Origin of the sequence: Pseudomonas sp. RtIB026, assembly GCF_016861355.2 — a bacterium.
In the GTDB taxonomy this organism is placed as follows: domain Bacteria; phylum Pseudomonadota; class Gammaproteobacteria; order Pseudomonadales; family Pseudomonadaceae; genus Aquipseudomonas; species Aquipseudomonas peradeniyensis.
Map to the genome: position 1 here is coordinate 4,551,896 of NZ_AP023348.2, position 12,690 is coordinate 4,564,585.

The 12,690-nt window shown below is 65.6% G+C and carries 8 protein-coding genes; 1 reads left to right on the forward strand and 7 read right to left on the reverse strand.

Features of this window, described 5'->3' with window-relative positions:
* Positions 1-12 precede the first annotated feature (12 nt).
* The 7 genes from PRtIB026_RS20410 to PRtIB026_RS20440 form a co-directional block, all read right to left on the reverse strand.
* On the reverse strand, positions 13-1,140 hold the full coding sequence (locus PRtIB026_RS20410) for an acyl-CoA dehydrogenase (RefSeq protein ID WP_203651921.1): 1,128 nt from the start codon (positions 1,138-1,140) through the stop codon (positions 13-15).
* An 8-nt stretch (positions 1,141-1,148) separates the two neighbouring features.
* Positions 1,149-2,342, reverse strand: coding sequence for an acetyl-CoA C-acyltransferase (locus tag PRtIB026_RS20415; RefSeq protein WP_203651920.1), 1,194 nt, complete (start codon positions 2,340-2,342; stop codon positions 1,149-1,151).
* A gap of 12 nt (positions 2,343-2,354) precedes the next feature.
* Positions 2,355-3,122 carry an SDR family NAD(P)-dependent oxidoreductase gene (locus tag PRtIB026_RS20420; protein WP_203651918.1) on the reverse strand — a complete coding sequence of 256 codons (768 nt, stop codon included), beginning with the start codon at positions 3,120-3,122 and terminating at the stop codon, positions 2,355-2,357.
* Between the two features lie 12 nt (positions 3,123-3,134).
* Positions 3,135-4,781, reverse strand: a complete 1,647-nt coding sequence (locus PRtIB026_RS20425; protein ID WP_203651916.1) for an AMP-binding protein — start codon at positions 4,779-4,781, stop codon at positions 3,135-3,137.
* 89 nt (positions 4,782-4,870) lie between these two features.
* Entirely contained in the window at positions 4,871-9,421 is a 4,551-nt protein-coding gene (locus PRtIB026_RS20430) for an NEL-type E3 ubiquitin ligase domain-containing protein (protein ID WP_203651915.1), read from the reverse strand.
* 70 nt (positions 9,422-9,491) lie between these two features.
* The gene (locus tag PRtIB026_RS20435; RefSeq protein ID WP_203651914.1) at positions 9,492-10,520 is read right to left on the reverse strand and encodes an AraC family transcriptional regulator; all 1,029 of its coding nucleotides are present in this window, start codon (positions 10,518-10,520) and stop codon (positions 9,492-9,494) included.
* A 64-nt stretch (positions 10,521-10,584) separates the two neighbouring features.
* On the reverse strand, positions 10,585-11,448 hold the full coding sequence (locus PRtIB026_RS20440; protein WP_203651913.1) for a LysR substrate-binding domain-containing protein: 864 nt from the start codon (positions 11,446-11,448) through the stop codon (positions 10,585-10,587).
* Positions 11,449-11,562: 114 nt separating this feature from the next.
* Between PRtIB026_RS20440 and PRtIB026_RS20445 the strand changes: the two genes are divergently transcribed.
* Positions 11,563-12,669 (forward strand): 2-aminoethylphosphonate--pyruvate transaminase, encoded by a 1,107-nt coding sequence (locus tag PRtIB026_RS20445; protein WP_203651911.1) that lies wholly within the window; start codon positions 11,563-11,565, stop codon positions 12,667-12,669.
* The last annotated feature ends 21 nt before the right edge of the window (positions 12,670-12,690 follow it).

Below are 12,690 nucleotides of genomic sequence, written 5' to 3' on the forward strand. Positions count from 1 at the left end.
CAGTCTGCTCCTTCAAAGATTGCGCGCAATGACCATGCGCTGAATGTCGCTGGTGCCTTCGTAGATCTGGCAGACCCGCACGTCGCGGTAGATCCGCTCCAGCGGGAAGTCGCTCAGATAGCCATAACCGCCGAGGGTCTGCAAGGCGTCCGAACAGACCTTTTCGGCCATTTCCGAGGCGAAAAGCTTGGCCATCGACGCTTCCACCAGTGCCGGACGCCCGGCATCGCGCAGGGCGGCGGCGTGCAGCACCATCTGCCGGGCCACGGCAATCTTCGTTGCCATGTCGGCCAGGCGGAAGGCCACGGCCTGGTGCTCGATCAGTGGCTTGCCGAAGGTCTGCCGCTCGTTGGCGTAGTCGCGTGCTGCCTCAAAGGCGGCGCGGGCCATGCCCACCGACTGCGAGGCGATGCCGATGCGGCCGCCTTCAAGGTTGGCCAAGGCGATCTTGTAGCCCTGCCCTTCCTCACCCAGGCGATTGGCTACCGGCACCCGCACATTGTCGAAGACGATCTGGCAGGTGTCGGAGGCGTGCTGACCGAGCTTGTCCTCGACCCGTGCCACCTGGTAACCCGGTGAGTCGGTGGGCACGATGAAGGCGGTGATGCCGCGCTTGCCGGCGTCCGGGTCGGTCACGGCGAAGACAATCACCACCCCGGCGTTCTGCCCGGAGGTGATGAACTGCTTGCTGCCGTTGAGCACGTAATGGTCGCCGTCCAGGCGGGCGCGGGTCTTCAGGCTGCTGGCGTCGGAGCCGGCCTGGGGCTCGGTCAGGGCGAAGGCGCCGAGCATCGAGCCGCTGGCCAATGGCGCGAGGAACTGCTGTTTCTGCGCCTCGCTGCCGAACTTGAGGATCGGCACGCAGCCCACCGAATTGTGCACGCTCATGATGGTCGAGCAGGCGCCGTCACCGGCGGCGATCTCTTCCAGGGCCATGGCATAGGCCACGTAGCCAGTGTCGCTGCCGCCGTATTGCTCCGGTACCAGCATGCCGAACAGGCCCAGGCCGGCCATCTCCTCGATGGCCTCCCTGGGGAAACGGTGTTCCTTGTCCCATTGCTCGGCAAACGGCTTCAGGCGCTCCTGGGCGAAGTCGCGCACGGCGTCGGCGATCTGTTGTTGCTCTTCAGTTACCAGCATGATTCACCTCAGTACAGGCACTCGACCGCCATGGCCGTCGCTTCGCCACCGCCGATGCAGATGGCCGCCACGCCACGGCGCAGGTTGTTCTGGCGCAGGGCCGACAGCAGGGTCACCAGAATGCGCGCGCCCGAGGCGCCGATCGGGTGGCCCAGGGCGCAGGCGCCGCCGTGGATATTGACTTTGTCGTGGTGCAGGTCGAGGTGTTTCATGGCCGCCAGGGTGACCACGGCGAAGGCCTCGTTGATCTCGAACAGGTCCACCTCGGCCAGGTTCCAGCCGGTACGCTTGAGCAGCTTGTCGATGGCACCGATGGGCGCGGTGGGGAACAGTGCCGGGGTGTCGGCGAAGGCCGCGTGGCCATGGATCACCGCCAGCGGCTTGAGGCCGCGTTTCTCGGCCTCGGAGCGACGCATCAGCACCAGCGCGGCGGCGCCGTCGGAAATCGAGCTGGAGTTGGCCGCGGTGACGGTGCCGCCCTCGCGGAAAGCCGGCTTGAGCTGCGGGATCTTGTCCAGACGCGCCTTGGGCGGCTGCTCGTCGTCCTTGATGATGCGCTTTTCCTTGCCCTCGGTGACTTCCACCGGAACGATCTCGGCGGCGAAGCGGCCGCTCTTGATCGCGTCCTGGGCGCGGGTCAGCGAAGCGATGGCAAAGGCGTCCTGGGCCTCGCGGCTGAAGTCGCCCTTCTGCGCGCAGTCCTCGGCGAAGGTGCCCATCAGACGGCCCTTGTCGTAAGCGTCTTCCAGGCCGTCCATGAACATGTGGTCGATGATCTTGCCGTGCCCCATGCGGTAGCCGCCACGGGCCTTGTCCAGCAGGTAGGGGGCGTTGGTCATGCTTTCCATGCCACCGGCGACGATCACGTCGGCGCTGCCGGCCAGGAGCTGGTCATGTGCCATGATGGCGGCCTGCATGCCCGAGCCGCACATCTTGTTCAGGGTGGTACAGGTGGTGTGCTTGTCCAGGCCGGCACCCAGCGCCGCCTGGCGTGCCGGTGCCTGGCCCTGCCCGGCCGGCAGCACGCAACCAAACAGCACCTGCTCGACACTGGCGGCATCGATACCGGCGCGCTCGACGGCGGCACGAATCGCCGCGCTGCCCAGCTGCGCCGCGGTCAGGCTCTTGAGGTCACCCTGCAGGCCGCCCATGGGCGTGCGCACGGCGCTGACGATGACAATCGGATCATTGGCGAGGGTCATGTTCGGTTCTCCTTACTTGACAGCCATGCGCAGCGCGCCGTCGAGGCGGATCACCTCGCCGTTGAGCATGCTGTTCTCGATGATATGACGGGCCAGTGCTGCGTATTCCTGCGGGCGGCCCAGGCGTGGCGGGAACGGCACGCCGGCGGACAGCGAGGCACGGACTTCGTCGGTCATGCCGGCCATCATCGGGGTTTCGAAAATGCCGGGAGCGATGGTCATCACGCGGATGCCGAAGCGCGCCAGCTCACGGGCCGCCGGCAGGGTGAGGCTGGCGATGGCGCCCTTGGAGGCGGCATAGGCGGCCTGGCCGATCTGGCCGTCATAGGCGGCGATGGAGGCGGTATTGATGATCACGCCCCGCTCGCCACCCTCGTCCGCCGGTCCTTCGGCCATGGCCGCGGCGGCCAGGCGCAACAGGTTGAAACTGCCGATCAGGTTGACGTTGATGACCTTGGCGAAGCTGCCCAGGGCGTGCGGGCCGTTCTTGCCCAGGACCTTCTCGGCACCGACGATGCCGGCGCAGTTGACCAGCCCGTGCAGGCTGCCGAAGGCGCCGACCGCGGCATCGACCGCTGCCTTGGCGGCCTCCTCGTCGCTGATATCGGCCACCGCGAAGCGGGCATTGGCGCCCAGTTCGGCGACCTTGGCTTCGACTGCCGCGGCGTTCAGGTCGACCAGCATGACCTTGGCGCCGGCCTCGATGAGCATTTGCGCGGTGGCGGCGCCCAGGCCCGAGGCCGCGCCGCTGACGATGAAATTCTTTTGAGTGATGTGCATGTCGGTCTTCCTTCAGGCGCCCGCAGCGATCGGCTGCGCGGCTTGTTGTCGGGCGATTTCCTGGTTGCGCAGGATGAAGCGCTGCAGCTTGCCGCTCGGGGTCTTGGGCAGCTCGCCGACGAATTCGATTTCACGCGGGTAGGCGTGGGCGTAGAGGCGCTGGCGTACATGCTGGCGCAGGGTTTCCTCAAGTTCGGCGCTGCCCTGGTAACCCTGGGCCAACACCACGAAGGCCTTGATCAGTTCGGTGCGTTCCGGGTCGGGCTTGCCGATCACCGCCGCCTCGACCACTGCCGGGTGCTCGATCAGGGCGCTTTCCACATCGAATGGGCCGACCCGGTAGCCGGAGGTGGTGATCACATCGTCGCTGCGACCGACGAAGCTGATGCTGCCATCCTGGTTGAGCTCGACGGTGTCGCCGGACAGGTAGTACTTACCGCAAAAGGCCTTGGTCGGCAGCCCGTGGTAGCCGGCGAACCAGCACAGCGGCGACTGCTCGCGATCCACCGCGAGGATGCCAGGCTGGCCGACAGGCAGTTCGTTGCCCTGCTCGTCCACCACCACGATGCGGTGGCCGGGAATGGCGAAGCCGGCCGAACCCAGGTGCACCGGGTGCGCCAGCGCATGGTGGTTGCACAGCACCATGCCCAGCTCGGTCTGGCCGTAGTGGTCGTGGATGGTCACCCCGAGCTCGTCGGCGAACCAGCGGATCACTTCCGGGTTGAGCGGTTCGCCGGCACTGCTGACTACCCGCAGGCGCCCTTTGATCGGCGCCGAGAATGCGCTGCCCGCCGCGATCAGCAGCCTGTAGGCCGTGGGCGAGCCTGCCAGGTTGGTGATGCCCAGCTTGTCGATGACCCGCGCGCAGCTTTCGACGCTGAACGGGCCGTCGTAGAAGGTGGTGGCATGGCCCAGCGACAGCGGTCCGGTGACCGCGTAGTAAAGGCCATAGGCCCAACCGGGGTCGGCCAGGTTCCAGAAGTTGTCGTCCGGGCGCAGACCGATGGCGTCACGCATGTAGCCCTGGAACGCGACGATGGCGCGCAGCGGCACTTCCAGCGGCTTGGCCGGGCCGGTGGTGCCCGAGGTGAACATCAACAGGAAAGGATCGTCGCCGGTACGCATCACCGGCGCGCAATCGCCGGCGGCGGCCTCGAGACTGCGATGGAAGTCCAGTTCGCCCTCGACGGCGGCGACCGTGACGATGGTCGGACAGTCCGCCACCTCATCGAGCTTGGGCCGGTTGTTGCGATCGGTGATCACCACCTTGGCGTGGGACTGCTCGAGGCGGTGCTCGATGGCCTTCGGGCCGAATGCGGTAAACAGGGGTTGGTAGACCGCGCCCAGGCGCCAGGTGGCAAGGATGGTCACCAGCAATTCGGGGGTACGCGGCATGAGCCCGGCGACCCGGTCGCCGGCCTCGACGCCCTGGGCCTTGAGCACGTTGGCAAAGCGTGCGGCCAGGGCCTGCAGTTGATCGAAGGTGTAGCGCCCGCTGTTGCCATCCCGGTCCTCCCAGACCAGGGCGGGTTTGTTGCTGCCGGTGTGGCGGTCGCAGCACTCGACACAGGCGTTGAGGGCCTCGAGGTTGCCATGCAGCGCCGCGGCGGCGGCCCGGGCATGGTCGAACGAACGGGCGGCCTCGGCGTAATCGCGCATCGTCAGACTCCTGGTTTCTTATTGTTGGAGTGCACCATCGGTCTGACGATGTTCGCGCCGCCAGGCGCAACCGGCAATGGCCAAAGCTGTCAATCCGGCTGAGCGGATTCGCCATCCTCCGGGCCGAGCTTGACGCCCACCGCCTCAAGGTCGAGCACCTCCTGGGTCAGCGTGACCAGCATGGTGCGCTCACTGGCCTCACGCTCAGCCGCCACGGCATTGCAGGCCTTCAGATAGGCATCGCTGCTCAAGGCTTGCTCGTCCAGCGCGGCAAGCTTTTCAACGTACTCTTCGTCATGCTGGGCAAAGAGTTCGTCATGCCGCACTTTCAGGTAATCACGCCAGAACTCGCGGTTCACCAGACTCCGCACCAGGTGCCCATCCGTCTCATCCGCCAGCACCGCATCGACCGCCCGCTCCTTCAACGCAGGCGTGATATCCGCTACAGCCCCATACAACATCGACCTGGGCTGCCCGATCAGACCCAGCGTGTCGGCCAGCTCGACCCGCAAGCCGAGCACGACCTCCAGTTCATCGACCTCCTGCCCCGCCGCCTCGCGCAGAATTACCTCCTGCCTGGCGAACTCGTCGAGACGGTCCAGGCGAAACAGGGCCCGCCCCAGTTTCAACAGTTCGTCACCATTGCTTCCTACCTTGCCCTCTACTTCGGCATGGTGAACCAACGCCCGCATCCACAGCCTGCTGAAGCGTTCCGCGACACTGTCATGGCAGGTGAGCTGGATACCGGCATGGGTGAAGAGGTCATCGCGCAACACGCTGTCGGTGTCGAGATCCTCGATCAACTGCCAGACCTGGTCGCCCAGATACTCGGGGGCCTGGAGGAAATCCTGGGTCCTGGTGAGACTGGCCAACAACCGGAACAATTGCGCGCTGCCTTCGAGTTGCTGCACGCGCTGCCACATGGTGCGTCGCTCGGTGCGCCCTTGCAGTTCGCATGTTTCAAGCCAGCGTTGCAGAGGGTCGACAACCTCAGGGAGCTGAGCATCGACAGGTTCCTCGGCGTCCCCGGCCATGAACGCGGTCAGGGTTTGCAACGGTAACGGATTGCCATCCAGGTTCACACGGCGCCTGAAGGGGCGTGAGGTGGCCATCAGGCCATTGGGAATCGTGGTAATCAGGTTGAAGCGTAGATCGGCCAGGATCAGTTGAGTACATCGCTCGATACCTGTCGGCACGCTTCTCAGGGAGCATCGGTTCACCCTGAGGAACTGCAATCCGGGAAGACGGGAGAAATCCAGATCGAGCGAACGCAGCGGGTTGAAATCGAGCACCAATGTCTCCAAACCTTCAAGGCTGGACAAGGTCTCGACGCCCGAGGCATTCATCTGGATCCGGTTCGACCTCATCTCCAGCCGCCTGAGCCTGGGCAACTGGGCGATCTGCTCTGGCACAGAAGTCAGCAGGTTGTTGTTCAGGCTCAGCGTTTCCAGGGAATCGAAACAGCCCAGGAACATCGGCGACATGCTCATCAAGTCCATGCCGGACATGCGCAACTCATAGATGTGCCCCATGTCGACTTCCGCTGGCAGGTCTGGCAACGAGCCGATGCGCCACCCGTCAATGCTCAGGATACGCCCGACTCGCTCCTCGCTGCTGCGAATGGCTTCCCCCTCATAACGCCAGGCGCTGCGCAGGCGGTTGGAGAACTGCCGGCGCCGATTGCGCAGCCCGCGGCTGCGCGGCTCGCGCTCCCAAGTGCTCAGGGTATCGTCCAGGTATGTGAAGTTGGTTTCCTGGGACAACAGCGCCTCAATGGCATCCCCTGTGCGCAACTGCCACTCCTGAATCATCCTGTCCACCTCGATGACACTGAGCGAGGGATACAGCGCCCGAACCCGCAGCCTCAGGGTATCCATGGTCCCCGAGCGCCTGGAGAAAGAGCCACCAAGGGTGTAGCCGACTCGCCCATCGGGCAAACGCCTGCCAGGGTTGAACCTGGGAGCCTCCGCCCGCCAGCCTAAACGGTTGATGATTGCGTCCCGAGTTTTCGGCAGCTCGCCGATGATTACCTGGCGCAGCTGTTCGGCCGGCAACTGCCCGGTCAGTCTGAGGGCCTGCCTCCCCTCCTGCCCGAGCAAGCTCACCAAGGCCTGGAACAGCCCGCCCGGCGCGTCGATGTCCTGCTCCAGCGCCAGCCCCCGGTGGTCGTAGAGGTGGAACTGGCCCGAGCGCCAGACCAGTACCGTGCGTTTCTCGCTCGGACCTTGAGGGTCCAGCACACTGATCCGTCGGCCAAACGCCGAACCTTCGCGCAGTTCCAGATTCAACGACGCAGGCCATTTGGCGAGCCTGGGCAGCAAGGCCAGCACCAGCTCGCCAGTCCCATCGTTGTAGCTGGTGTCCAGCAGAAGACCTTCAAGTGCCCGTGTCAGCCGCGCTTGCCCAAGCAGCGAGCGAGCATGCTTGAGGATTGCCATCGGCAACCGAGACTCGCTGATGGCCACCCGCCGCAGCATCGAGTCTGCGTTTTGCAGCGCCTCGGTGGCGTAGGCCAGGGGCAAGCCGGGAAACTCGCTTTGCAACTGCTGCAGCAGCGCGTCTGCAGCAGGTTCATCGTCCGGCAATGCCTCCAGGGGATCCTCGGCAAGCAGCAGGTCTTCCGCCAGGTGGCTCTGCAACGCCTCACGCAGCTCGTACCGTCGCGTCAACAACTGCCTGCCAATGGCCTGGTCATCCAGCGCTTGCATATCCGCGCTGCCCCTGCACCAGGCCAGCACCTGGGTGTCCTTCAGGATTACGCCGGGCTTCTCCAGGGCGCTGAACAGCGCCGAAACCCGACTCGCCGCCATGTAGCGTCTGAGCGTATCCCGCAGAGCGATCGGTGCCTGACGATTTTCCACCAGCACCCCACGCAACGCCTCCTTGTCGACCCCGGCCACCTGCAGGATCCGTCCGGCCGTTTCGGCGCACAGCGGTGGGTCCAACGGCCACAGACGGTTGAGCATCCGCGTGCTGTCATTCCACTCCAGAGGCCGCTCCAGACGTATGCGCCAGCAACGTTCGCCATTGAAGTCGACCGGCGGCCCGTAAGCGTTCCCGCGTTCGGCATGGCGCAGGCGCCAGGGTTTGTCTGGCGCCTCCCGCTGCAACTCGTAGTATTTGTCGTCGGCACGCAACCAGCGTCGACGGCCCTCGCCATACAGACCATTATCCAAAAGCCGCGCGGCACCCGGGTCCGATTCGTACACCTGCAGGTCCGCCTGCCACAGGCGTGCCCCAAGGCTTGTCCTGACCGGATCCAGCAGGTCGACAAATGAACTGCGCTTCAACACGCTCGCCAGCGCCGTGGCACCTGCGGCGACGGCAGCAGTTATCGCCATAGTCTCGGCAACAGCGAACAGGTGCTCGAGCGCTTCATGCTGATGTCCCTTGCTCCAGTCGACGGCGCCCTCATAGACATGCGCGAGGGTGTCCACCACCAAGGTCGCGAACAACGCGACACCGACGATCGGGATACCCAGGCCGGCCAGGCCAAGCACTCCGAGACCGATCTCGGACCAGACGGCCAGACGCTCGTTGGCCACCCGCTGATCAGCGTCCGCATTCGAGACCAGCAGCAGCTTGCCGTCATCCTTGAACCGCTCGACCTGGGTAATGGCCAGGGTGATGAAGATATCCTGCCCGGACGCGGCACCGACCATTTGCAGGTCCGGCACATCATCACTCAGGCGCTTGTCCAGCAACTGACTGAAGGCAGCACGGTCACGCAGGCGAATCCGCTCGCGAAAGTCGCGGCGGATATTCGCGTTTTCCAGCTCACTTGCCAGCGTCTGCTCCATCCGCTGGACCGAATCGAAGCGGCGCAGGGAGTTCTGGCCGTCGTCGGGCACGTAGAGGATCACGCCCTTGTCCGTACCCTGCGCATCGCGCAACTGGATTTTCAAGGCGTTCTCGACGGTGAATCCCAGCATGCGCAGTTCGCCGGCGCCAGCGAAGCATTGTTGGCCTGGCTGATCTGCCTTGCCGCTCGATAGCTGGTCAAGGGCCATGTACTCTTCGGCGCTGATCTGCGCGCGGCACAGGGCCAGCTCGCACATCAGGACAAACGCGGCTCGTTTGTGTTCAGCAAGCAATGTGCGACTGGCCGGGCTGAGCACCTGAGCAACCAGTGCCTGGTACTGCTTGCCCAGATCCAGCTTGCGGCAGGCACCGGCAACGCCCTCCGGGCTGGCCAGGACCGCCGAAGTGCCGCTGCTCACCAGACCTGTGGCGACGAAGAACGAAGCTGCCGAGGGGAAGTTCTGCATCAACCGCAACCGTGCCGGCGAACGCAGTTCGCGTGGTTCGACACCTGGCGTGGACAGGATCGGCGTCAGCCCGTACCACGCGTCGACCCATTCCAGCGCATCCAGCGCGACTCCCTCGGGCAACATGGTCTTGAGCATCGGCTGGAAATGCTGTTCGGCGAACTGTTGCGCCGAGACCAGCCCCACCGTCGCCCGCACCAGGCGCTGGCGACTCTTTTCATGGCCTTGGAATGCGTTATGCAGCGCCCTCAGGCGCTCCACGGGAACCTGCGTAAACCAGTCCGGCAGCTTTGCACCGATAAACTTGTCCAGAAGCACGCGCAGTTGCGCGTTCCTGCCCGCTTCAGTTGGCTGGAGAGTGTTGGCGTTCATGCTGTAGGGACCTTGTGCTTGGAGGTGCCTCACAATGCACAAGCCCTCGGCGGCGCTTCAGCGGGAAGGCTCACCCACCCGGTACGCCGCCTTCTTGCATGACCAGCGAACGGTAATGCCCCGGGTTGCAGCCGAACCACTTGCGAAACGCCTTGTAGAACGAGCTGCTGTCGGCAAAGCCCAGACGTTCGGCGATATCGCCCAACCCCAGTTGCGCCTCGGCCAGCCAGGCAATGGCCAGCTCCCGACGCACGCCATCCTTGATGCCCTGGTAGCTCTGGCCCTCTTCCGACAGACGCCGGCGCAACGTCGACACCGACATGTGCAGGGTGGCGGCCACCTGCTCGGCGTCCGGCCAGCCCCCCGGCGGCATTTCCAGCAAGCGGTGGCGGATCTGCCGGGCCAGACTGGCCGGGTCGCGGAACTTGACCAGGATGTTGCCCGGGGCCTCGGCCAGGAAGCGCTGCAACTCCTCGTCACTGCGTCTGACCGGCAGTTCAAGGCATTCGGCGGCGATGATCATCCGCGTGCGCGGGCGCTCGAACTGCAGGTTCTCGGAAAACATCACCCGGTAGTCGTCGCAAAACGGCGGCTCGGCGCAGCGCAGGTCGATGGCCAGGATCGGGATGCGCCGCCCGGCCAACCAACAGGCCAGGCCGTGCACGATCATCCAGAAGGTGAAGTAGGTGAACGCCCGGCGCGGCGTATCGCCGGGTTCGTTGATGACGATCTCGGCCAGGCTCTGCTGGCGCACCAGGCCCGGCTGCAGGTCTTCGAGCATCAGCGACAGGAACGCCAGCAGGTTGTCCAGGGCCGCGCCCAGGGTCGGCTGGGCCATGGCGCTGCGGGCCATGAAGGCCAGGCTGCCGCTGCGCAGGCCGCGCCGGTCCATGGCGAAGAACTCGTCGTTGCAACGGCGCGCCAACAGGCGCCAGAGCCGGGCGTAGGACTCCGCCGTGACCCGCGCCTCGGGCAGGTCCAACTGCTCGGCCGCGATCCCGGCACGCGCCAGCAGCCCGGCGTCGGGCTCGCCGGCCGGGCAGGTCTGCAACAGGGCTTCGCGCACCAGTTGCATGGAAATGGTGTCCTTCTCGCTCATCGACAATCCAGTCTGCGCTGTGGCCGCCATCTTAGGCCGCCATGGGGAAAACGTCAGCCGCCAATCACTGACCGGCGGCCAGGCTCAGGAACGCCTGGATCAGGCGCAACTCACGGCGGCGCTCCAGGCAACCGACCATGTGCTGGTTGACCAGACCCTGGCCGCCCAGGGGGCGGGCCACCACCCGCGGGTCATGGGCCACTTCGGTGGAGGACACCACGCCGATGCCCAGCTCCGCCGCCACCGCCTCGGTGACCGCTTCGCGGCTGTCCAGTTCCAGCAGCACCCGGGGTTGCACGCCAGCGTCGGCGCAGGCCTTGTCGAAGGTGCGCCGGGTGGTCGAGCTGGGCTCGCGCAGCACCATGATCTGCCTGTCCAGCTCGGCCAGCGGCAAGTCACCCCCGGCACCCGCCCAGGCATGCCCCACCGGCAACAGTGCACACAACCGCGATTCGCATAACGCCTGCAGGTGCAGGCCCTTGCGCGGCTCGATCTCGGTCAGCACGGCCACATCGGCATGTTCCGACAGCAACGCGGCCAGGGTTTCCTGGGCATTGCCCAGGCGCAGGTTGACGGTGATGCCGGGGTAGCGCTCGCGCAGTTGCGCCAGCATCGGCATCACCCGGTGCGGGCCGTCCGCCGCCACCTCCAGGCGCCCGGTCAGCAACTGCCGGTTGGCCTCGAGCATGGCCTGGGCTTCCTCGGCCAGGCCGAACATGGCCCGGGTGATGGCCGCCAGGCGCGTGCCCTCCTCGGTCAGCTCGACCCGCCGGGCGGTACGGCGCAGCAAGGTGATCTGGTAGTGCTCCTCCAACGCCTTCACATGCCCGGTCACCGCCGGCTGGCTGATGAACAGGCGCTCGGCGGCGCGGGTGAAGCTGCCCTCGCGGGCGACGGCGTCGAAGGCGCGGAGCTGGAACAGGTTCATATCTATCGGCCTGACTTATGGCTGGCATATCTACAAACAATTTGATTGATGACACGGCGAATTGCAACCTAGCCCCACTAAGTTTCCAGCCCACCGCAAGTGAGGAACCCCGGAATGAGCAACGCCCCGATCCTGCTGACCCCCGGTCCCCTGACCACCTCGATCCGCACCCGCCAGGCCATGCTCGTGGACTGGGGCTCGTGGGATCGCGACTTCAACCAGCTGACCGCCAGCGTGTGCGAACAACTGCTGGCCATCATCGACGGCAGCGCCAGCCACCACTGCGTGCCCCTGCAAGGCAGCGGCACCTTCGCCGTCGAGGCCGCCATCGGCACCCTGGTACCCCGTGACGGCAAGGTGCTGGTGCTGATCAACGGCGCCTACGGCCAGCGCCTGGCGAAGATCTGCAAGGTGCTGGGCCGCGCCTACAGCACCTTCGAGACCGCCGAGGACCAGCCGACCACCGCCGCCGACGTCGACCGCCTGCTGGCCGCCGACCCCGCCGTGACCCATGTGGCGCTGATCCACTGCGAGACCAGCACCGGCATCCTCAACCCGCTGCCCGAGATCGCCCAGGTGATCCAGCGCCACGGCAAGCGCCTGATCATCGACGCCATGAGCTCGTTCGGTGCGCTGCCGATCGATGCTCGTGAAATTCCCTTCGAAGCGCTGATCGCCGCCTCCGGCAAGTGCCTGGAAGGCGTGCCGGGCATGGGCTTCGTCTTCGCCGAAAAAACCGCCCTGGCCGCCGCCGAGGGCAACGCCCACTCCCTGGCCATGGACCTGCACGACCAGCACGCCTACATGGCCAAGACCGGCCAGTGGCGCTTCACCCCGCCGACCCACGTGGTCGCCGCCCTGCACGAAGCGCTGCAGCAATACAACGAAGAAGGTGGACTGCCCGCTCGCCACCAACGCTACGCCGACAATTGCAAGACCTTGCTCGACGGCATGGCGAAGATCGGTCTGAAGAGCTTCCTGCCCGCCGACATCCAGGCACCGATCATCGTCACCTTCCACGCGCCGAAGGATCCGCGCTACCAGTTCAAGGACTTCTATGAGCGGGTCAAGGCCAAGGGCTTCATCCTCTACCCGGGCAAGCTGACCCAGGTCGAGACCTTCCGCGTCGGCTGCATCGGCGTGGTTGGCGCCGATGGCATGCAGGCCGCCGTGAACGCCGTGGCCGAGGTGCTGCGGGAAATGGAAGTGCTGGACATCTGACCCTCTGCCCACCCAATTCAA

Coding starts and splice junctions, on each gene's coding strand:
- PRtIB026_RS20410 (WP_203651921.1), bottom strand. CDS start 1,140: ATGCTGGTAACTGAAGAGCAACAACAGATCGCCGACGCCGTGCGCGAC.
- PRtIB026_RS20415 (WP_203651920.1), bottom strand. CDS start 2,342: ATGACCCTCGCCAATGATCCGATTGTCATCGTCAGCGCCGTGCGCACG.
- PRtIB026_RS20420 (WP_203651918.1), bottom strand. CDS start 3,122: ATGCACATCACTCAAAAGAATTTCATCGTCAGCGGCGCGGCCTCGGGC.
- PRtIB026_RS20425 (WP_203651916.1), bottom strand. CDS start 4,781: ATGCGCGATTACGCCGAGGCCGCCCGTTCGTTCGACCATGCCCGGGCC.
- PRtIB026_RS20430 (WP_203651915.1), bottom strand. CDS start 9,421: ATGAACGCCAACACTCTCCAGCCAACTGAAGCGGGCAGGAACGCGCAA.
- PRtIB026_RS20435 (WP_203651914.1), bottom strand. CDS start 10,520: ATGAGCGAGAAGGACACCATTTCCATGCAACTGGTGCGCGAAGCCCTG.
- PRtIB026_RS20440 (WP_203651913.1), bottom strand. CDS start 11,448: ATGAACCTGTTCCAGCTCCGCGCCTTCGACGCCGTCGCCCGCGAGGGC.
- PRtIB026_RS20445 (WP_203651911.1), top strand. CDS start 11,563: ATGAGCAACGCCCCGATCCTGCTGACCCCCGGTCCCCTGACCACCTCG.